The organism is Kluyvera sp., assembly GCF_965301105.1.
The window spans coordinates 1-21,285 of the sequence record NZ_CBDKZX010000069.1 but is presented as its reverse complement, the minus strand read 5'-3'; the positions used below and the strand labels follow the sequence as shown (position 1 = coordinate 21,285).

Genomic DNA, 21,285 nt, shown 5'->3' with positions numbered 1-21,285 from the left:
CCGGTTTTCAGCACCTGATCGCGGGTATCGGTAGTGCCGTGCGGAATCGCAATGCCGTTACCTAAGAATGTGGAGGTTTGTTGCTCACGTGCCAGCATGCCGGCGACGTAGCCTTCCGCAACGTTACCCGCGCTAACCAGCGCAGCGGCAACCTGGCGAATAGCCTCTTCTTTATTTGCGGCCTGCTGGCCGGGATGGATATCCTGAACAGTTAACTGGAACATGGTTCCCCTCGCTCGCCGAATTGAATCGATTCAGCTTTTGTGAGAAAAAATCGCCGTACCTGCCTGAGTTACTGCGGAAGACGACGCTGAAACGTTTCAATAATTCTGTGCCTTTCTTAATCAGCCTGCAAGTTTTGCTGGCAAATTGATCGCATAAATTAGATCCACAGCACATTTCGTTAGCATTCTTGCCACATTTGCTGAAGCGGGATGACGCTCACCTTCACCACTTCAGCATGATGTAAGCTCGTTTTTTGAAATGCGTTTTTAATTTTCCGTGCCAAATTTGATTTAGGTGACTGTTCATAATCTGGCTCGCGGCGTAAACTCGCCGCCTCTCCTACAGTGACCGATACAACACCATGCAAAACAGTACCGCCGCCGCCCCACGGCGATCGCTTGATTTCACCTCGACCTCTTTTTTGATCGTCGCGTTTTTAACCGGTATCGCCGGTGCACTGCAAACGCCGACGCTGAGCCTGTTTCTCAGTAATGAGGTCCACGTCCGCCCGGCAATGGTCGGTTTTTTCTTTACGGGCAGCGCGGTGATTGGCATTTTCGTCAGCCAGTTTCTGGCAGGCTACTCGGATAAACGCGGCGACCGGAAAAACCTGATCGTCTTCTGTTGCCTGCTTGGCGTGCTGGCCTGCGTATTGTTTGCCTGGAACCGCAACTACTTCATTCTGCTGTTCGTGGGTGTGTTCCTCAGCAGTTTCGGCTCTACCGCCAACCCGCAGATGTTTGCTCTCGCCCGTGAGCATGCGGATAAAACGGGCCGTGAAGCGGTGATGTTCAGTTCCATCATGCGCGCCCAGGTGTCGCTGGCATGGGTGATCGGCCCGCCGCTGGCCTATGCGCTGGCGATGGGTTTCGGTTTCACGGTGATGTATCTGTCTGCGGCAGTGGCATTTGTGGTGTGCGGGGCGATGGTCTGGCTGTTTCTGCCGACCATGCGCAAAGAGAAAGTGGCCGTTAGCGGCGCCATTCAGGCACCGCGCACCAACCGCAAAGATGCGTTGCTGCTGTTTGTCATCTGTACCCTGATGTGGGGAACCAACAGCCTCTACATTATCAACATGCCGCTGTACATCATCAACGAACTGCACCTGCCGGAAAAGCTGGCCGGGGTGATGATGGGCACCGCCGCCGGGCTGGAAATCCCGACGATGCTGATTGCGGGCTACTTTGCCAAACGACTGGGTAAACGCTTCCTGATGCGCGTCGCGGCGGTTGCGGGGCTATGCTTCTATATCGGTATGCTGACCTTCAACAGCCCAGCGCTGCTGCTGGCGATGCAGCTGCTGAACGCGATTTATATCGGTATTCTCGGCGGGATTGGCATGCTCTACTTCCAGGATCTCATGCCAGGCCAGGCCGGGTCAGCCACGACGCTGTACGCCAACACCTCGCGCGTGGGCTGGATTATCGCCGGTTCACTGGCGGGCGTGGTGGCGGAAATCTGGAACTATCACACCGTGTTCTGGATTGCGCTGGTGCTGTGCGTCGCCACCATCGGCTGTCTGATGCGCATTAAAGACGTTTAGGGCGCCGTCAACGCTTCAAGATCCAGAAGCCAGGTCATCGCCTCTTCCCGGCTCGCGCCGCACATGTCGCGCGCGGGCTGGAGCCCAGCACACACCTTCGGGCGCAGAGGCGAAGTGAAAATTTTACAGCGCTGATTCTCATCCAACTGCACACAGGGCGTGTTAGCCGGCTTGCCGTTGGGCATACCGGGGATCGGGCTGGATATAGAAGGTGCAGTGCAGCAAGCCCCGCAGTCCGGACGACATTCCATCGCGGGTTCTCTGTTAAGGTGACAAGGTGGTTGTGGCGCACAGTACCACCTTTTAATGAGGGTTAGCAAAAGCCTTTAATTCCGCTTGCCTGAAACGCCCGGCGCGAGTACTTTTACGCGATATTTTAGCCCCCTATTTCACAGGATAATTGCAATGCCAAGAGCGAACGAAATTAAAAAAGGTATGGTGCTGAATTACAACGGCAAACTGCTGATTGTAAAAAACATTGATATTCAGTCACCGAGCGCCCGTGGCGCAGCAACGCTGTACAAAATGCGTTTTTCTGACGTCAGCACCGGTCTGAAAGTTGAAGAACGCTTCAAAGGCGACGACATGGTTGATACCGTGACCCTGAACCGCCGCTTCGTTGACTTCTCCTATATCGACGGCAACGAATACGTGTTCATGGATAAAGAAGACTATACCCCGTATGTCTTCTCCCACGACCAGATTGCGGAAGAGCTGCAGTTTATCCCGGAAGGCGGCATGCCGGACATGCAGGTGCTGTTGTGGGACGGCCAGGTGCTGGCGCTGGAACTGCCGCAGACGGTCGATCTGGAAATCGTTGAAACCGCACCGGGCATCAAAGGCGCATCCGCCAGCTCTCGTACCAAGCCGGCTACCCTGACCACCGGTTTAGTTGTGCAGGTGCCGGAATACCTGACCACCGGCGAGAAGATCCGCATCCATATCGAAGAAAAACGCTATATGGGCCGCGCGGACTAAGCGCTGGTTTTCACATAGCAAAAAAAGGACAGCCAAATGGCTGTCCTTTTTTATACTTGCTGTATTGCCCTTCCCCCCAAAAGCAGAGAGAAAAAACCGCGCGGTGCGCACCTCGAGGCCTAAGGGCACCGCGACGGTTGACTCGCTCCTGAGGAGAGAATCAGGACGGGGAAATCATCTTTACAGCAGGTCGCGGAACTTGGTCATTTTCAGCGCCAGCTCAACGCCGCGCACTTCCGCCAGACCTTTCAGACGACCAATCGCGGAGTAGCCCGGGTTGGTTTTCTTCTTCAGGTCGTCCAGCATCTGGTGACCGTGGTCAGGACGCATCGGAATTGGACGCAGGTCGCCCGCTTTCTTACGGCGCTGCTCTTCGGTCAGGATTGCGTCAACCACGGCAACCATGTTCACGTCGCCCTGCAGGTGCGCGGCTTCGTGGAAGGTTTTCGGGTTGTCTTCACGGCAGGTAGAACGCAGGTGCGTGAAGTGGATACGATCGCCGAAGGTTTCAATCATTTTCACCAGGTCGTTATCGGCGCGTACGCCATAAGAACCGGTGCACATGGTGAAGCCGTTGTTGATGCTGTTAACGGTTTCTTTCAGCCACTGCATATCTTCAATGGTGGAAACGATACGCGGCAGGCCGAGGATTGGGCGCGGCGGATCGTCCGGGTGTACGGCAAGGCGCACGCCCACTTCTTCCGCAACCGGCACAATCGCGCGCAGGAATACGGCCATGTTTTCACGCAGCTGATCTTTGCTGATGTGATCGTATTCGGCCAGACGCGCGCGGAACTGGTCAAGGGTATAGCCCTCTTCCGCGCCCGGCAGGCCGGCAATGATGTTACGGGTCAGTTTAGTGACTTCCGCTTCGCTCATCGCGTTGAAATAGTCCAGCGCCTGACGCTGTTCTTCAGCGGAGTAATCCGCTTCAGCGCCTTCGCGTTTCAGGATATGCAGCTCGAAAGCCGCAAACGCGATCTGGTCAAAACGCAGCGCTTTAGAGCCGTCTTCCAGGGTGTACTCAAGGTCGGTACGCGTCCAGTCGAGGATCGGCATGAAGTTGTAGCATACGGTGTCGATACCGCATTCCGCCAGGTTGCGGATGCTCTGCTGATAGTTTGCAATCCAGGTCTGGTACTGGCCAGAACCGGTTTTGATATCTTCGTGCACCGGAATACTTTCGACGACGGACCAGGTCAGCCCTTTTTCCGCCAACAGCGCCTGACGCGCTTTGATTTCTTCTACCGGCCACACCTGACCGTTCGGGATATGGTGCAATGCCGTGACTACGCCGGTAGCGCCAGCCTGACGCACATCATCAAGAGATACCGGATCGTTCGGGCCGTACCAACGCCAGGTTTGTTCCATTGCCTCACCTCTAAAGTTGTTATACCAATAAAATCGCTGTTAATGACGACTACCATACATGTTTATTCCGGAGCGTCAAATAATCCGCCTGGATTGATTGATCCAGCTCACACTAACGCGATAAATACGGCACACCAATTCAATTTGCTGTCATATAACTTTACACTGCCGACGTTAATTAATCGTTAATCGGATGTATAGACAATGAAGACAATCGCCTCGTGCACCCTCCCCGCCAACGTGCAGTTACCTCAATATGATAGACAACAGCTGCGTTCGCGAATTGTGCATTTCGGTTTTGGCGCCTTTCACCGCGCACACCAGGCGCTGTTGACCAACCGGGTGCTGAATCAGCACGGCGGCGACTGGGGAATCTGCGAAATCAGCCTGTTCAGCGGCGACCAGCTGATGAGCCAGCTGCGTCAGCAGGATCATCTGTTTACCGTCATGGAGAAAAGTGCGGCAGGTAACCAGCCGATTATTATCGGCGCGGTAAAAGAGTGCCTGAACGCAAAGCTCGATTCATTGGCGGCGATCATCGAAAAGTTCTGCGAACCTCAGGTGGCGATTGTCTCTCTGACCATTACCGAAAAAGGTTATTGCATCGATCCGGCCACCGGGCATCTGGATCTGACCCAGCCGAGGATCGTCCACGATCTGCAATCGCCTGACGAGCCGCATTCCGCACCGGGGATCCTGGTCGAAGCGCTGCACCGCCGCCGCGAGCGCGGCCTGCCTGCATTCACCGTTCTCTCTTGCGATAACATTCCCGACAACGGCCACGTGGTGAAAAACGCGGTGCTGGACATGGCGGCTAAACGTGACCCGCAACTGGCAAGCTGGATTGCCGAACATGTCAGTTTCCCCGGCACCATGGTTGACCGTATCGTTCCGGCAGCCACCGACGCGTCGCTGGCGGAAATCACCCGCGAGCTTGGCGTGGAAGACCCTTGCGCCATCAGCTGCGAGCCGTTTATTCAGTGGGTCATTGAAGATAACTTCGTCGCTGGGCGTCCGGACTGGGGCAGCGTGGGTGCACAACTGGTTGACGACGTACTGCCGTGGGAAGAGATGAAGCTACGGATGCTCAACGGCAGTCATTCCTTCCTCGCCTACCTCGGCTATCTGGCGGGCTACGCGCACATCAGCGACTGTATGCAGGACGCTTCCTACCGCCGCGCCGCACGTCACCTGATGATGGCAGAACAAGCGCCGACCCTGCGTATTTCCGGCGTAGATCTGGGCGCCTATGCCGACAGCCTGATCGAGCGTTTCAGCAACCCGGCGCTCCAGCATCGCACCTGGCAAATCGCCATGGACGGCAGTCAGAAGCTGCCGCAGCGCCTGCTCGACGGTATTCGTATTCATCTTAAACAGGGTAGCCGCTGGCCGCTGCTGGCGCTGGGCGTGGCGGCCTGGATGCGCTACGTGAGCGGCGTGGATGATATGGGCAATGCCATTGATATTCGCGATCCGCTGGCCGAGAAAATTCGCGCTATCGTTGAAACCAGCCATGATGAAAACCGCGTGGCGGCCCTGCTGACGCTGCAAGAAATCTTCGGCAGCGACCTGCCCGCCAACCCGCAGTTTGTGCAGGCCGTGGAACAAGCCTGGCAAAGTCTTGTCCGTGAGGGCGCGCGCCAGGCGGTGCTGACGGCGCTCAACCGTTAACTTTTCCTGCCATCAAGCGGGCCATTTAATCTCAGGCCCGCTTCAGGACTTCTCTTTTGATCCCGTTTTCGCCAGGATAAAGTGATCCAGGTAACACTGTTCTCTTTCATCCCGGAGTTTTCGTGACTAAAACCAATCTGATCACCGGCTTTCTCGGCAGCGGTAAAACTACCTCCATTCTGCACCTGTTGGCCCATAAACCCGCCGATGAAAAATGGGCCGTCCTGGTCAACGAATTTGGCGAGGTGGGCATTGATGGCGCACTGCTGGCCGACAGCGGCGCACTGCTGAAGGAAATTCCCGGTGGCTGCATGTGTTGCGTCAACGGTCTGCCCATGCAGGTCGGCTTAAACACGCTGTTGCGCCAGGGGAAACCGGATCGTCTGCTGATTGAGCCAACCGGCCTGGGCCATCCGAAGCAAATTCTCGATTTGCTCACCGCACCGGTCTATGAGCCATGGATCGACCTGCGAGCCACACTCTGCGTGATGGACTCACGCCAGTTGCTGGACGAAAAGGTCCTGCATAACGAAAATTTCCGCGATCAGCTGGCGTCCGCCGATATTATCGTCAGCAATAAAGCCGACCGCGCCACGGCAGAAAGCCAACGGGCCATGGCAGAATGGTGGCAACAGAACGGCGGCGAGCGTCTGCACGTTGACGCGACTCAGGGCAATATCGACGTCGCCCTGCTTGATATTCCTCGCCGCAATCGGGTTGAACTGAAAGCGAGCGCCGCCCACTCTCACTCGCATCCCTCGAACAAAGGTCTGGCCGCGTTAAGTCTGCCGGAACATCAGCGCTGGCGTCGCAGCGTAAACCAGGGGCAAGGCTACTACGCCTGCGGATGGATTTTTGATGCAGATACGACCTTTGACACCATCGGCCTGCTGGAGTGGGCGCGACTCGCCCCGGTTGCCAGACTAAAGGCGGTGATGCGCATTCCTGAAGGCCTGGTGCGTATTAACCGTCAGGGGGCAGACCTGCATATCGAAACGCAAAACGTCGCGCCGCCCGATAGCCGTATTGAACTGATTAACGATGCTGAAAGCGACTGGAATGCACTACAATCGGCGCTGTTGAAACTTCGTTTAGGGTGATACCGCTAAGGTTTGCGCCGAGACTAACTGCGGTGAATATGACGATGCGTACACGTTTTCCCCTGATTTTATTGCTTAACGCCGCTGGCGTTGCGCTCTTTATGTCGTGGTTCCTGCCGGCGAACCACGGGCTGTGGTCGACCGTTGATCTGGCGATATTTCATTTTTTCAATCAGTGGCTGAGCGCCGATAACCTCGGCTACGCATGGTTTTTAGCCATCATCAATAACCGCGCCTTTGACGGCTGTTCGCTGCTGGCAATGGGCTGCCTGATGCTGAGCTTCTGGCTCAAAGAGGATGCCGGTGGCCGCCGCCATATCGTCATTATTGGCCTGGTGATGCTGCTGGCGGCGGTGATCATCAACCAGCTGGCGCAGCACCTGATGCCCGTCACTCGCAGCAGCCCGTCGGTTTCTCTGCCGGGCGTGCACCGCGTCAGTGATTTTATTGCCTTCTCCACCAAAGACGGCTCCCGGGATAGCTTCCCGGGGGATCACGGAATGATGCTGCTGATATTTGCCGCATTTATGTGGCGCTATTTTGGCCGTCGCGCATTTCTTATTTCACTGGTTATTTTTGTGGTTTTTGCCTTCCCAAGGGTCATGATTGGCGCCCATTGGTTTACCGATATCGCCATCGGCTCACTCACCGCCGTTTTGATTGGCGTGCCGTGGGTATTGATGACGCCATTAAGCGATAGGGTCATTGGGTTATTTGAGCGAAATTTACCCTATTTCACTAAACCCAAATCAGGTCATTAAATAACCTTTCCATCTGACATTCCAAAGAGAGGGCTATCGCCCTCTTTTTATTTTTTATATTTCCCTCATCAATGTCATCTTCCGGTCACAATATTCACTCTAATAATGAATGAGTTGTTGATTTTTTACCCGCTAACGCTGAATTTTTACCCATTCACAAATTTTAACTTTGTGTATCACTATTTCTTATAAAAAATCGGCCAAAAGCGCTCGCAATGCCGCTTTCGTTAAGGTAATCTCATTCGCGTTTGTCGTTTCAAAGAGCAATTATTGTGGTCATAAATTAAAGTTTGTGCGCTGCACCACAAATCTGAATTCAAAGAATTGTCTCATTGATTGCGTGTATTTAGTCTCAGACGCGTTTGGCATTTTTTATAACGGCTACGGTCGTTAAGGACTTCAAGGGAAAACAACGAAAATGGTCAAATCTCAGCCGATTTTGAGATATATCTTGCGAGCGATTCCAGCGGTAGCAGTTGCGGTTCTGCTTTCTGCATGTAGTTCAACCAGTAATACCGCAAAGAACATGCATTCTGAGACGCATGCTGTGGGCACCGAAGATGCCTCATCACTGCAAGCCTCTCAGGATGAATTTGAAAATATGGTGCGTAACCTCGACGTGAAATCTCGTCTGATGGATCAATACGCAGGCTGGAAAGGCGTTCGTTACCGTCTGGGTGGCGACACCAAACGTGGTATCGACTGTTCCAGCTTCGTACAACGCACCTTCCGTGAACAGTTTGGTTTAGAGCTGCCGCGCTCCACCTGGGAGCAGCAGGAAACGGGCAAATCCGTTAAACGCAGTCAGCTGCGCACCGGTGATTTAGTGCTGTTCCGTGCCGGTTCTACCGGTCGCCATGTTGGTATCTATATCGGCAACAATCAGTTCGTTCATGCATCCACCAGCAGCGGTGTGACTATTTCCAGCATGAATGAACCATACTGGAACAAGCGTTACAACGAAGCTCGCCGTGTCCTGAGTCGTTCGTAATGAGGTTTACCGTCGGTTTCCCTTGGCTGACGGTAAGCATAAAAAAAGCACTGCCTCGGCAGTGCTTTTTTTATGCTTCATCAGTATTCTTTTCTTTGGAGTTCCGTAGCATAGAGAAGTTGCATGTTCACTCGTTATTCGTCGATTAACCGCCACATTATCTCTTCCAGCGTTGTCGCTGGCCTGATGATTGCTCTGCTTGCCGGGGTGATCCAGTTTTCTGTCTTTCATCATCGTCGCGCGGTACAGTTCGATACCACCATTTCCAGTCTGCAGAACTACCTCAACGGTTATTTTCGCCAGATTCTGGTCACGATGGATTCACTCCAGCCGCTGACCATGAACCCGTGTGACGATGTGTCATCTGAACTGACCGCTCGCGCCGCCTTCAGCATGAACGTCCGCGCGTTTCTGCTGGTGAAAGATCATATTGCCTACTGCTCTTCCGCCACTGGACAGATGTCGCTGCCATTGAAAGATCTGGTGCCGGATCTTGATCTCAACAAAACGCACGTCATGGGGATCGTCGCCGGTACGCCGATGATGCCCACCACGCCCGCCTTTGTACTGTGGGTTAAGAGCCCGCTGCTGGAAAATCGCGGTATCTTCGCGTCGATTAACGCCAATTTAATGCCGTGGGTCCTCTACTCATCGAAACAAACGCCGTACAACGGCGTGGCGCTGGTGGTGAACGGCAAAACGGCAATCTCAACCTTTAGCAGCAAACCGCTCGCGCTGAGCGATATTACCGACACCCCGGTGCGCCATGTGAAAATTAAAGGCGTTCCACTGGAGGTGTATCTTTATAGTAACGCCTCGGGTACCGATAACTCGCTCTATGCGCTGCTATTAGGCCTGACCTGCGGTCTGATTGGCGGGCTGCTGTGCTTCTATATTCTGACCATTCGCTCACGACCGGGGAAAGAAATCCTCTCTGCTATCAAGCATCGTCAGTTCTATGTGGTTTATCAGCCGGTAGTAGACGCCAAAAATCAGCAGATTGCCGGAGTCGAAGCGCTCATGCGCTGGGCGCATCCGACCGCAGGCAATATTCCGCCGGATGCCTTTATCAGTTTTGCCGAAGCGCAGAATCTGATCGTTCCTCTCACCCAGCATCTGTTCGAACTGATCGCCAGTGATGCCGCCACCCTGAAAGACATTCTGCCTCCCGGCGCGAAGCTGGGAATCAACATCGCGCCGGGGCATTTGCACGCGGAAAGTTTCCAGAAAGATATCCGTCAGCTCGCGGCAAGCCTGCCCGACAACTATTTCCAACTGGTGCTGGAAATCACCGAACGCGACATGCTCCATCTGGAAAAGGCGATGAGTCTGTTCAGCTGGCTGCGTGGCGAAGGTATTGAGGTGGCGATTGATGACTTCGGTACCGGCCACAGCGCATTGATTTACCTTGAGCGTTTTACCCTCGATTATCTGAAGATCGATCGCGGTTTTGTCAGCGCCATTGGCCGAGAGACGATTACCTCTCCGGTGCTGGATGCCGTGCTGACGCTGACTCAGCGGCTGGATATTGTCACGGTAGCCGAAGGCGTGGAAACAGAAGAACAGGCGGCCTGGCTGCGTGACCATGGCGTCGATTTTCTGCAGGGCTACCTGATAAGCCGCCCACTGACGCTGAAAGACCTGACGGCGGAATACCATAAGCCTGCAAAGTATTTCACAACGGAATGACGCTCGATTAAGATTTCGTGATAAAAGATGTGTTCAATCAAGATGTTTCAATGCGGGGTAGCCCTGTCGTGATCATAGCGCGTATCTGTTTTGCCCTGCTGCTGCTTTGCGTTTTACCGACGCAGGCACAAACGATCAAAGAGAGTTTCGCTTTTGCGGTGATCGGCGAGCCCAAATACGACGTTGATTTCCACCACTTTGACTACGTTAACCCCGCGGCCCCCAAAGGCGGCAGCGTGACTCTTGCGGCTATCGGCACCTTCGATAACTTTAACCGCTATGCGCTGCGCGGCAATGCCGCCGTTCGCACTGAATCGCTGTACGACGCGCTGTTCACGACCTCCGACGATGAGCCAGGCAGCTACTATCCGCTGGTTGCCGACCGCGCGCGTTATGCTGACGATTATTCGTGGATGGAACTGACGATTAACCCTCGCGCCCGTTTTCACGACGGCAGCCCAATCACCGCCGAAGATGTCGCTTTTACCTTCCACAAATTTATGACCGAGGGCGTGCCGCAGTTCCGCCTGATTTACAAAGGATCGACCGTCAAAGCTATCGCCCCGCTTACCGTGCGTATTGAGCTGGCAAAGCCCGGTAAAGAAGATATGCTCGGGCTGTTTACGCTGCCGATTCTGCCGGAAAAATTCTGGAAAAATCATAAACTCAGCGATCCGCTCAGCACGCCGCCGCTGGCCAGTGGGCCGTACCGCATCAGCAGTTGGAAGATCGGGCAATACATTGTCTATTCCCGCGTCAAAAACTACTGGGGCGCCGATTTACCGGTTAACCGCGGGCGCTGGAATTTCGACACGCTACGCTACGACTACTATCTGGATGATAACGTCGCCTTCGAGGCCTTTAAGGCGGGAGCCTATGACGTGCGCTCCGAGAGCAGCGCCAAAAACTGGGCCACCCGCTATATTGGCAAAAACTTTACCAGCGGTTATATCGTGAAAGATCAGCAAAAGAACGATGCCGCGCAGGATACCCGCTGGCTCGCCTTTAACATCCAGCGACCGGTGTTTGCCGACCGTCGGGTGCGTCAGGCGGTCAGCCTGGCGTTTGATTTTGAGTGGATGAACAAGGCGCTGTTCTATAACGCTTACAGCCGCCCCAACAGCTATTTTCAGAACACCGAGTACGCCGCCCGCGGCTATCCTGACGCCGACGAACTGGTTCTGCTGGGGCCGCTAAAAGACCAGCTGCCGCCGGAAGTGTTTACCTCAATTTATCAGCCGCCGACGTCGAACGGCGACGGCTTCGACCGCGAAAATCTGCTCAAGGCAGGACAGCTGTTGGACGAAGCGGGTTGGGTTCTGAAGGGGCAACAGCGGGTCAATGAAAAAACCGGCCAGCCGCTGCGCTTTGAACTGCTGCTGGCCTCCGGTGGAAACGATCAGTGGGTGATGCCCTTCCAGCATAATTTACAGCGGCTTGGCGTCAGAATGGACATCCGCCAGGTGGATATTTCCCAGCTCACCAACCGCCTGCGTAAGCGCGATTATGACATGATGCCAAGCCTGTGGCGGGCGACGCCGTGGCCCAGCGCGGATTTACAGATCTCCTGGTCGTCGGCATACATCAACTCGTCGTACAATGCGCCCGGCGTCGCTAACCCGGCGATTGATAGCCTGATCAATCAGATCATTCGCTGGCAGGGCAATAAGCAGAAGCTGGTACCACTCGGCCGTGCGCTCGACCGGGTGCTAACCTGGAATAATTACATGCTACCGATGTGGTACATGTCCGGGAGCCGTACGGCCTACTGGAATAAGTTCTCTTACCCACAGGTGCATCCGCTCTATTCATCATCCGGCATTGACGCGCCCGGTTTTGACACCTGGTGGTATGACGTCAACAAGGCAGCCACGCTGCCTGCATCACGACGCTAAGGAGAGAACATGGGCGCCTACCTGATTCGTCGACTGTTGCTGATTATCCCAACCCTATGGGCCATCATCACGCTTAATTTCTTTATTGTGCAGATTGCGCCGGGCGGTCCGGTCGATCAGGCCATCGCGGCGGTGGAGTTCGGCCACCAGGGCAGCCTGCCCGGCGGTGGCGGTGGAATGGGCGGCGGCCAGGCACGCGCGGGCGTCAGTAATATTGCCGAAAGTCAGTATCGCGGCGGGCGCGGGCTCGACCCGGAGGTGATCGCTGAAATCACCCAACGCTATGGCTTCGACAAGCCGCTACACGAGCGCTATTTCAAGATGCTGAGCGACTACCTGCGTTTCGATTTTGGCAACAGCCTGTTCCGCAACGCCTCAGTGATGCAGTTGATGAAAGATAGCCTGCCCGTCTCTGTCACGCTAGGGCTATGGAGTACTTTGATCATCTATCTGGTCTCTATTCCGCTTGGCATCCGCAAGGCGGTCTATAACGGCAGCCGTTTCGATATCTGGAGCAGTACCGGCATTATCATTGGCTACGCCATTCCGGCGTTCCTGTTCGCCATCGTGCTGATCGTGTTATTCGCGGGCGGCAGTTACTACGACATTTTCCCGCTACGCGGGCTGGTCTCGGCCAATTTCGACACCCTGCCGTGGTATCAAAAAATCACTGACTATCTCTGGCATATCACCCTGCCGGTGCTGGCGACGGTGATTGGCGGCTTTGCGGCGCTAACCATGCTAACCAAGAACTCGTTTCTCGATGAAATCCGCAAACAGTATGTCGTCACCGCCCGCGCGAAAGGCGTCGGCGAAAAACAGATCTTATGGAAACACGTCTTTCGCAACGCCATGCTGCTGGTGATTGCCGGTTTTCCCGCCACGTTCATCAGCATGTTCTTTACCGGGTCGCTGTTGATTGAGGTGATGTTTTCCCTCAACGGACTGGGTCTGCTGGGTTATGAGGCCACCGTCTCGCGCGACTACCCGGTGATGTTCGGCACGCTCTATATCTTCACCCTGATTGGCCTGCTGATGAATATCGTCAGCGATATTAGCTATACGCTGGTCGATCCCCGCATTGATTTTGAGGGCCGCTAATAATGACCCTGAGTTCCGTGAATCAGGCGCGCTGGGCGCGCTTTCGCCATAACCGCCGTGGCTACTGGTCGCTGTGGATCTTTCTGGCCATATTTGTGTGCAGCCTGTGCGCTGAACTTCTCGCCAACGACCGGCCGCTGCTGGTGAGCTATCAGGGCAGCCTGTACATGCCGGTACTGAAAAACTACGACGAGAAAACCTTTGGTGGTGAATTTGCCACCGCGGCCGATTATCAGGATCCGTGGCTCCAACAGCGGTTGGAGAATAACGGCTGGGTCGTGTGGGCACCCATTCGTTTTGGCGCCAGCAGCATTAACTATGCGAGCAATGTCCCCTTCCCTTCCCCACCCTCCCGCCAGAACTGGCTGGGCACCGACGCAAATGGCCGTGACGTGATGGCACGCATTCTCTACGGTACGCGGATTTCGCTGCTGTTCGGCCTGATTCTGACCTTCTGCGCCAGCGTGATGGGCGTGGTGGTCGGTGCCGTACAGGGCTACTACGGCGGCCGTATCGACCTCTGGGGCCAGCGCTTTATTGAAGTGTGGTCGGGGATGCCAACGTTGTTCCTGATTATTCTGCTCTCAAGCGTGGTACAACCCAACTTCTGGTGGCTGCTGGCTATTACCGTGCTGTTTGGCTGGATGTCGCTGGTCGGCGTGGTGCGCGCTGAGTTCTTGCGTACCCGTAACTATGACTATATTCGCGCCGCACAGGCGCTGGGGGTGGGCGATCGCAGCATTATTCTGCGCCACATGCTGCCCAATGCGATGGTGGCCACGCTGACCTTTATCCCGTTTATTCTCTGTAGCTCCATCACCACCCTGACCTCGCTCGATTTTCTCGGCTTTGGTTTACCGCTTGGTTCGCCGTCGCTCGGCGAGTTGCTGCTACAGGGTAAAAACAACCTGCAAGCCCCGTGGCTTGGGATCGCCGGCTTTCTCTGCGTCGCCATCCTGTTGTCGCTACTGATTTTTATTGGCGAAGCGGTACGCGATGCCTTCGATCCTTCTAAGGCGGTGTAAAATGCAGCAGCCACTTCTCGAAATCGACAACCTCTCCATCGCCTTCCGCCAGCAGGGCACCACCACCACGGTGGTCGAACAGCTATCGCTGTCGCTGAACGCCGGAGAAACCCTGGCGCTGGTTGGCGAGTCCGGTTCGGGGAAAAGCGTTTCGGCGCTCTCCATTTTGCGTCTGCTGCCGGAACCTCCTGTCACCTACCCTACGGGCGATATCCGTTTTGCCGGCGAGTCGCTGCTTCACGCCAGCCCACAGACGCTGCGCGGCGTTCGCGGCAACCGCATCGCGATGATTTTCCAGGAGCCGATGGTGTCGCTGAATCCGCTGCATAACCTGGAGAAACAGCTCTACGAAGTGCTGTCGTTGCACCGCGGGATGCGTAAAGAGGCGGCGCGCGGTGAGATACTAGACTGTCTGGATCGCGTGGGTATCCGTCAGGCGGCAAAGCGGCTGGCTGACTATCCACATCAACTCTCCGGCGGCGAGCGCCAGCGGGTGATGATCGCCATGGCGCTGCTGACCCGCCCGGAGTTGCTGATCGCCGATGAACCCACCACCGCGTTGGACGTTTCCGTGCAGGCACAAATTCTTCAGCTACTGCGCGAACTGCGCGTCGAGCTCAATATGGGGCTGCTATTTATCACCCATAACCTGAGTATCGTGTGCAAGCTGGCTGAACGGGTAGCGGTGATGCAGCATGGCCGCTGCGTGGAGCAAAACGCGGCAACGGCGCTGTTTGCCGCACCTCAGCATCCCTACACCCGTAAACTGCTCGACAGCGAACCGGCGGGCGAGCCAGTTCCCCTGCCGCCGGATGCCGCACCGCTGCTCGAAGTGAACCAGCTCAGCGTCGCGTTCCCCATTCGCAAAGGTATTTTGCGCCGCGTTGTCGATCATAACCGCGTGGTGAAGGCACTTAGCTTTACGCTGCGGGCCGGAGAAACGCTGGGGCTGGTTGGCGAGTCCGGGTCGGGGAAAAGCACCACCGGGCTGGCGCTGCTAAGGCTGATTGCCTCACAGGGGGATATTCGTTTTGCGGGCAAAGCCATTCAGGGTCACGACAGGCGACAGATGCTGCCGCTGCGTCATCGTATTCAGGTGGTGTTTCAGGATCCGAACTCATCGCTCAACCCGCGACTGACGGCGCTGCAGATTATTGAAGAAGGGTTGCGGGTGCACCATCCGTTACTGAGCGCCGCTGAACGTGAACAGCAGGTTATCCACGTGATGCAGGAAGTCGGGCTGGATCCCGAAACCCGCCAGCGCTATCCGTCGGCGTTTTCCGGCGGGCAACGGCAGCGAATCGCTATCGCCCGGGCGCTGATCCTCAAACCGCAGCTGATCGTCCTCGACGAACCTACCTCATCGCTCGATCGCACGGTTCAGGCGCAGATCCTGACGCTGCTGAAGGCATTACAGAAAAAGCACCGTCTGGCCTATATCTTTATCAGCCACGATCTGCAGGTTGTGCGGTCGCTGTGCCACCAGGTTATCGTGTTACGACAGGGAGAGGTTGTCGAGCAGGGTGAGTGTCGGCACGTGTTTGCCGAACCGAAGCAGGCGTATACGCGTCAGCTCATTGCACTGAGCTGACGGTCAAAACGGGTTGTTGCCGGAAAAGGGTTCGGCAATCGCCACGCCGAAGTTTTTCAGGCGGCAGGTAGCGGCAAACTCGTCCTGACGTTTGACGAACAGGCACGGCTCCCCTTCACACTCCAGCACCGAACAATCAACGGAAATATCCGTCAACGCCTGGCTAAGCGAGTGCATCACCGGCCAGGCGTTATCGCCGTCCGGACTCAGAAGTTTTAGCGCGACCAGCGCGTTATCGCCCGCCACGCCATTTTGCGGAATCGGTTCAACTTTGGAACCTGCAAAACCCGCAGACCAGCGATAGTCCTGTGGCAGTCGATGTACGATTGAAAGCTGGAATGTCATTACGTTTTTCCCCGGAAGCTACATGGCTTCACAATTATTTCACATCCATATTAACACATTGTTGACAAATCGTCTTGCATCCAGCAAAAAAACGCCTGCATTCAACATTCTTCATACGACATTGTTCGGTGTACTGATGCATTTCCGCGCTATATGTACCCGTAACTGTGATCTAACGCAACCTTTTTATCTACAACAATGTGACTTTTTACATTAATGGATTTTACATAAAAGAAACATTACACCCCAGCGGCAATGGCAGTTCTGTTGATATGTATCAACAAAGGGGCGTATTTCGCCCCTACTAAAGGTGTATTAGTGCGCGGTTTTGCGGGGACGGCTGGCGTAGAGATAGAAAAGAATCGAGCAGGAGGCGCAAAGCGCAATGGAAATCAGCATCGGCCAGGCGGTCGTAAAGGTCGCCATCGACAGCAGCGCCCCGACGATTGCGCCAATGCCAAAGCGGAAGGTTCCTGCCAGCGACGAGGCGGTCCCGGCCATATGCGGGAATTCATCGAGGATCACCGCCATCGCATTGGACGAAACCATTGATACGCAGCCAATAAATGCCGCAATGCCCAGCACCAGCGACCAGAACCCCACGTCCAGCAGCGCGGTCACCACCATCCAGATAGCCATCACGAACTGAATCAGTAGCCCGGTGCGGAACATACGCAGCGCCCCGACCCGACGCACGAAGCGGCTATTAATGGTGGTCGTAATAAACAGAAAGACAATGTTCAGAGCGAAGTAGTAGCCAAAATGCTGCGGCGAGACATGGTTCAGCTCGATATAGACAAACGGCCCGGCGCTGAGGAATGAGAACATGGCGGCAAAGCTGAAGCCGCTCGCCAGCATGTACGACAACACGCGCTTATGGCGAAATAATGAGGCGAAGTTGCCGAGCGTGGTCCCCAGACGGAACGGCTGGCGCTTGTCGACCGGCAACGTTTCGTCAATAAAGAAGTAGATCATCGCCGAAGCCAGCAGCGCCGCAATAGCCAGAATCCAGAAAATGGCGTGCCAGCTAAACCACACCAGCACCGCGCCGCCGACCATCGGTGCCACCAGCGGAGCAATGGTGGTAACCAGCATGACGAACGACATCATCCGTGAAAACTCTTCCTTCGGATAAATATCACGCATCAGGGCGTTGATCACCACGCTCGCCGCCGCGGCCGCCAGGCCGTGGAAGAAACGCGTGGTAATCAGATAGTCGATGGAAGGCGCTAACGCACAGGCCACCGCCGCCGCCGCAAAGATAAGCGTGCCGCCCAGGATGACCGGCTTACGTCCGAGGCTGTCGGCCATCGGGCCATACAACAGCTGGCCGAGAGCAAACCCCAGAATATAGGTGCTAAGGGTCATCTGCGCACTGCCGGCCGGTACGCCAAACTGTGCGGAGATCACCGGCAGCGCCGGAAGATACATGTCTATCGACAGCGGCATTAACATGGCCAGAAGGCCAAGAATGAAAACAATTTTTAACGACGAGCGCGGCCTGGACGTCACAATCTACCTCTGTTCAGTGGGTTAGCGCATTGGCGCGCCAACGCTGGCGATTTCTTCTGCGGTTAACGGACGATATTCCCCAGGCTCCAGCTCAGGGTCGAGGATAATTTCACCGATACGCTCACGGTGCAGCCCGACCACGTGGTTCCCCACAGCGGCGAACATGCGCTTCACCTGGTGATAACGGCCTTCGCTGATAGTCAGACGCACTTCGGTCGGCGTCACCACTTCCAGCACCGCCGGTTTGGTCAGATCTTTTTCGTTATGCAGCTGTACGCCTTTGGCGAACTGCGCGGCGGTATCGTCGCTGACCGGGTTTTCCAGCGTCACCAGATAGGTTTTTTCGCAGTGATGGCGCGGCGAGGTGATGCGATGCGACCACTGACCATCGTCAGTCATCAATACCAGCCCGGTGGTGTCGATATCTAAACGCCCCGCGGCATGCAGCTTGTGCGCGACCGGCTCATCGAGGAAATAGAGCACCGTCGGGTGATCCGGGTCTTCCGTCGAGCAGACGTAGCCCTGAGGCTTGTTCAACATGAAATAGCGCGGACCGTTCTGCTGGGTCAACGAATTGCCTTCATAGGCCACGTTATGTTCAGGTTGCAGTTTGAAAGCGGTATCACGTACCACTTCATCATCAACGGTCACATGGTGGCCGCGGATCAAACGCCCGGCAATAGCACGGCTGACGCCGAGTTGCTGAGCGATAAACTTATCAAGTCGCATGAAGTATTTTTAGCCTGTAAAAAGTGCCGGGCGCCGGACGAAGCGTCCGAAAAAAGGGGTAATAACAATCGGTAAGTATAACGGGCTTACCCTGCCACTCAAGTGAAAAGATTCATGGCATACTATTTGTCTGTTAAGGACAATCACAACGCTCATGACTTTTACACTTCGCCCCTACCAACAGGAAGCGGTTGACGCCACGCTGGCCTACTTCCGCCGCCACACGCAGCCTGCGGTTATTGTTCTGCCAACCGGCGCGGGCAAAAGCCTCGTTATCGCCGAGCTGGCGCGGCTGGCGCGTGGGCGCGTGCTGGTGTTGGCCCACGTCAAAGAGCTGGTGGCGCAAAACCACGCGAAATATTGCGCGCTGGGGCTGGAGGCCGATATTTATGCCGCCGGGCTACAGCGCAAAGAGAGCCACGGTAAGGTGGTTTTTGGTAGCGTGCAGTCCGTCGCCCGCAATCTTGACCATTTTCAGGGGGAGTTTTCGCTGCTGATAGTCGATGAGTGTCATCGTATCAGCGATGATGACGACAGCCAGTACCAGCAAATTCTCAGCCACCTGCAAAAGGTCAACCCGCAGATTCGCCTGCTCGGGCTGACGGCCACCCCCTTCCGCCTCGGCAAAGGCTGGATTTATCAGTTCCATTATCACGGCATGGTGCGCGGCGATGAAAAAGCGCTATTCCGCGACTGCATCTACGAGCTACCGCTGCGCTATATGATTAAGCACGGCTACCTTACCCCGCCGGAACGGCTGGATATGCCGGTGGTGCAGTATGATTTCAGCCGCCTGCAGGCCAACAGCAACGGCCTGTTCAGCGAGGCGGATCTCAACCGCGAGCTGAAACAGCAGCAGCGTATTACGCCGCACATCGTTAGCCAGATTGAAGAGTTCGCCCAAGCGCGCAAAGGGGTGATGATTTTCGCCGCCACCGTTGAGCACGCCAGGGAAATTACCGGCCTGCTGCCCGCCGATGACGCTGCGCTGATCACCGGTGAAACCCCAGGGCCACAGCGCGATACGTTGATTGATGCCTTTAAAAATCAGCAGTTCCGCTACCTGGTCAACGTGGCGGTGCTGACTACCGGCTTTGACGCCCCGCACGTCGACCTGATTGCCATTCTGCGGCCGACCGAATCGATCAGTCTGTATCAGCAGATTATTGGCCGCGGCCTGCGCCTGGCACCGGGGAAAACCGACTGTCTGATTCTTGATTACGCCGGCAACCCGCACGACCTGTACGCGCCGGAAGTGGGTGCACCGAAAGGCAAAAGCGACAACGTGCCGGTTCAGGTGTTCTGCCCCGGCTGCGGCTTTGCCAACACCTTCTGGGGCAAAACTACCGCCGACGGCACGCTGATTGAACACTTTGGCCGCCGCTGTCAGGGCTGGCTGGAGGACGATGACGGCCATCGCGAGCAGTGTGACTATCGCTTCCGCTTTAAAAACTGCCCGCAGTGTAACGCCGAAAACGATATTGCCGCCCGCCGTTGTCGCGAGTGCAATACGGTGCTGGTCGACCCGGACGACATGCTGAAGGCGGCGCTAAAACTCAAGGACGCGCTGGTGCTACGCTGTAGCGGCATGGTGTTGCAGGACGGGATGGACGAGAAAGGCGGCTGGCTGAAAATCACCTACTACGACGAAGACGGCGCCGACGTTAGCGAGCGTTTCCGCCTGCACACCCCGGCGCAAAAAACAGCGTTTGAGCAGCTATTTATCCGCCCGCATACCCGCACGCCCGGCGTGCCGCTGCGCTGGATTACGCCTGCTGATATTATCGCCCAACAGCCGCTGCTGCGCGCACCGGATTTTGTTGTCGCCCGCAAAAAAGGGGCTTACTGGCAGGTGCGTGAAAAAGTGTTCGACTACGAAGGGCGATACCGCCGAGCCAACGAGCTACGTTAATCGCGCGTCTGCTTTACCCACACCAGGTCATCAACCGCGAAACCCAGACCACGCGCGATGGTGAGGTAATTCTGCCGAACCTGCGGCGGTAGCGTTGGCGTGCGTGACAGGATCCACAGGTAGTCACGGTTTGGGCCGCTTACCAGCGCGTACTGATAGTCGTCATCCAGCGCAATCACGTTATAGCCGCCGTAAAATGGGCCAAAGAAGGAAACCTTGAGCGCCGCTGTCGTGGGCTTACCGGTGAAGTAGGCCTTGCCTTCACTCAGCTTCCACTCGCCTTTTTGCGGGTCGAAGCCTCGGTTGGCGACTGAAATACCGCCATCGGAACGCTTGCCGTAGGTCGCGCTAACCTGCTCAAGCCCTCGCTCAAAGCGGTTTTCCAGGCGAGCAATTTCATACCACTTGCCCAAATAGCGGCTCGCGTTAAAATCACTTATCGGCGTGACCCCTTTTGGCGGCGTCGGCGAACTACAGGCCACCAGCGCCAATGAAATAGCAACACCTGTCACGACGGGCCATAGCTTCATGTTCTCTCCTGTTGAAAGTGATTATCACTTCAGTGTAGAGGATAAACGAAACCGCACGGACAGATTAGGAACATCTCACCGGATACGCAGGTTCTTGACGCTAACGACTTATTTGATGGCGAGGTTTTCATTGCCCGCGCGGGGATTGGAGGCTATAATGCCGCCCGCTTTCACATCCGTGAAGCAGATCATTTGCCTGCTGCTGGGTCGCCTGTAGCAGGATTAATCAAGAGAGCTATTCAATGTTTACTATCGAAGCACAAGTACGTAAAGAGCAGGGTAAGGGTGCGAGCCGCCGCCTGCGCGCAGCTAACAA

At 55.7% G+C, this 21,285-nt stretch carries 19 protein-coding genes and 1 pseudogene; 13 read left to right on the top strand and 7 right to left on the bottom strand.

Annotation, left to right across the window (positions count from 1 at the left end):
• A partial coding sequence (locus ACW14G_RS18150; RefSeq protein WP_455648711.1) for a PTS sugar transporter subunit IIA occupies positions 1 to 224 on the bottom strand: 224 nt, incomplete at its 3' end.
• Positions 225 to 586: 362 nt separating this feature from the next.
• Between ACW14G_RS18150 and setB the strand changes: the two genes are divergently transcribed.
• Entirely contained in the window at positions 587 to 1,768 is a 1,182-nt protein-coding gene (gene setB / locus ACW14G_RS18145) for a sugar efflux transporter SetB (protein ID WP_223803006.1), read from the top strand.
• Here setB and ACW14G_RS18140 read toward each other — a convergent pair.
• On the bottom strand, positions 1,765 to 2,019 hold the full coding sequence (locus tag ACW14G_RS18140) for a YkgJ family cysteine cluster protein (protein WP_163447595.1): 255 nt from the start codon (positions 2,017 to 2,019) through the stop codon (positions 1,765 to 1,767). The genes setB and ACW14G_RS18140 overlap by 4 nt on opposite strands.
• 154 nt (positions 2,020 to 2,173) lie before the next feature.
• Between ACW14G_RS18140 and yeiP the strand changes: the two genes are divergently transcribed.
• Positions 2,174 to 2,746 (top strand): elongation factor P-like protein YeiP, encoded by a 573-nt coding sequence (gene yeiP, locus ACW14G_RS18135; protein ID WP_163447594.1) that lies wholly within the window; start codon positions 2,174 to 2,176, stop codon positions 2,744 to 2,746.
• 180 nt (positions 2,747 to 2,926) lie between these two features.
• On the opposite strand, the gene uxuA is transcribed toward yeiP, so the two are convergent.
• Positions 2,927 to 4,117, bottom strand: coding sequence for a mannonate dehydratase (uxuA, locus tag ACW14G_RS18130; RefSeq protein WP_163447593.1), 1,191 nt, complete (start codon positions 4,115 to 4,117; stop codon positions 2,927 to 2,929).
• 204 nt (positions 4,118 to 4,321) lie between these two features.
• Here uxuA and ACW14G_RS18125 point away from each other — a divergent pair, with 204 nt between their 5' ends.
• The 9 genes from ACW14G_RS18125 to yejF all read left to right on the top strand — a co-directional run bounded on the left by ACW14G_RS18125 (position 4,322) and on the right by yejF (position 15,941).
• Positions 4,322 to 5,788 carry a mannitol dehydrogenase family protein gene (locus tag ACW14G_RS18125; RefSeq protein WP_249023006.1) on the top strand — a complete coding sequence of 489 codons (1,467 nt, stop codon included), beginning with the start codon at positions 4,322 to 4,324 and terminating at the stop codon, positions 5,786 to 5,788.
• A gap of 122 nt (positions 5,789 to 5,910) precedes the next feature.
• The gene (locus tag ACW14G_RS18120) at positions 5,911 to 6,888 is read left to right on the top strand and encodes a CobW family GTP-binding protein (RefSeq protein ID WP_249023005.1); all 978 of its coding nucleotides are present in this window, start codon (positions 5,911 to 5,913) and stop codon (positions 6,886 to 6,888) included.
• Between the two features lie 44 nt (positions 6,889 to 6,932).
• Positions 6,933 to 7,649, top strand: coding sequence for a phosphatase PAP2 family protein (locus ACW14G_RS18115; protein WP_249023004.1), 717 nt, complete (start codon positions 6,933 to 6,935; stop codon positions 7,647 to 7,649).
• A 418-nt stretch (positions 7,650 to 8,067) separates the two neighbouring features.
• Positions 8,068 to 8,640, top strand: a complete 573-nt coding sequence (gene mepS, locus ACW14G_RS18110) for a bifunctional murein DD-endopeptidase/murein LD-carboxypeptidase (protein WP_064544062.1) — start codon at positions 8,068 to 8,070, stop codon at positions 8,638 to 8,640.
• A 123-nt stretch (positions 8,641 to 8,763) separates the two neighbouring features.
• Positions 8,764 to 10,329 carry a cyclic di-GMP phosphodiesterase gene (locus ACW14G_RS18105; RefSeq protein ID WP_163447589.1) on the top strand — a complete coding sequence of 522 codons (1,566 nt, stop codon included), beginning with the start codon at positions 8,764 to 8,766 and terminating at the stop codon, positions 10,327 to 10,329.
• 50 nt (positions 10,330 to 10,379) lie between these two features.
• Entirely contained in the window at positions 10,380 to 12,224 is a 1,845-nt protein-coding gene (locus tag ACW14G_RS18100; RefSeq protein ID WP_455648709.1) for an extracellular solute-binding protein, read from the top strand.
• Positions 12,225 to 12,233: 9 nt separating this feature from the next.
• Entirely contained in the window at positions 12,234 to 13,325 is a 1,092-nt protein-coding gene (locus ACW14G_RS18095) for a microcin C ABC transporter permease YejB (RefSeq protein WP_249023003.1), read from the top strand.
• Positions 13,325 to 14,350, top strand: coding sequence for a microcin C ABC transporter permease (locus ACW14G_RS18090; protein ID WP_167577256.1), 1,026 nt, complete (start codon positions 13,325 to 13,327; stop codon positions 14,348 to 14,350). Before ACW14G_RS18095 ends, ACW14G_RS18090 begins: the two co-directional genes overlap by 1 nt.
• A 1-nt stretch (position 14,351) precedes the next feature.
• Positions 14,352 to 15,941 (top strand): microcin C ABC transporter ATP-binding protein YejF, encoded by a 1,590-nt coding sequence (yejF, locus tag ACW14G_RS18085; RefSeq protein ID WP_455648708.1) that lies wholly within the window; start codon positions 14,352 to 14,354, stop codon positions 15,939 to 15,941.
• Positions 15,942 to 15,944: 3 nt separating this feature from the next.
• Here the strand turns inward: yejF and ACW14G_RS18080 are convergent, their stop codons facing one another.
• The 3 genes from ACW14G_RS18080 to rsuA all read right to left on the bottom strand — a co-directional run bounded on the left by ACW14G_RS18080 (position 15,945) and on the right by rsuA (position 18,527).
• Positions 15,945 to 16,286 carry a YejG family protein gene (locus ACW14G_RS18080; RefSeq protein WP_064544049.1) on the bottom strand — a complete coding sequence of 114 codons (342 nt, stop codon included), beginning with the start codon at positions 16,284 to 16,286 and terminating at the stop codon, positions 15,945 to 15,947.
• Between the two features lie 315 nt (positions 16,287 to 16,601).
• The gene (locus ACW14G_RS18075) at positions 16,602 to 17,798 is read right to left on the bottom strand and encodes a Bcr/CflA family multidrug efflux MFS transporter (RefSeq protein WP_163447584.1); all 1,197 of its coding nucleotides are present in this window, start codon (positions 17,796 to 17,798) and stop codon (positions 16,602 to 16,604) included.
• 21 nt (positions 17,799 to 17,819) lie between these two features.
• Positions 17,820 to 18,527, bottom strand: coding sequence for a 16S rRNA pseudouridine(516) synthase RsuA (gene rsuA, locus ACW14G_RS18070; protein ID WP_163447583.1), 708 nt, complete (start codon positions 18,525 to 18,527; stop codon positions 17,820 to 17,822).
• A 154-nt stretch (positions 18,528 to 18,681) separates the two neighbouring features.
• Between rsuA and ACW14G_RS18065 the strand changes: the two genes are divergently transcribed.
• Entirely contained in the window at positions 18,682 to 20,439 is a 1,758-nt protein-coding gene (locus ACW14G_RS18065; protein WP_249023001.1) for a DEAD/DEAH box helicase, read from the top strand.
• On the opposite strand, the gene blc is transcribed toward ACW14G_RS18065, so the two are convergent.
• Positions 20,436 to 20,969, bottom strand: a complete 534-nt coding sequence (gene blc / locus ACW14G_RS18060) for an outer membrane lipoprotein Blc (protein ID WP_455648707.1) — start codon at positions 20,967 to 20,969, stop codon at positions 20,436 to 20,438. The two genes, ACW14G_RS18065 and blc, sit on opposite strands and share 4 nt — an antisense overlap.
• Before the next feature lie 242 nt (positions 20,970 to 21,211).
• On the opposite strand from blc, the pseudogene ACW14G_RS18055 reads away from it, so the two are divergent.
• A pseudogene (locus ACW14G_RS18055) lies at positions 21,212 to 21,285 on the top strand (50S ribosomal protein L25); the annotation flags it as partial.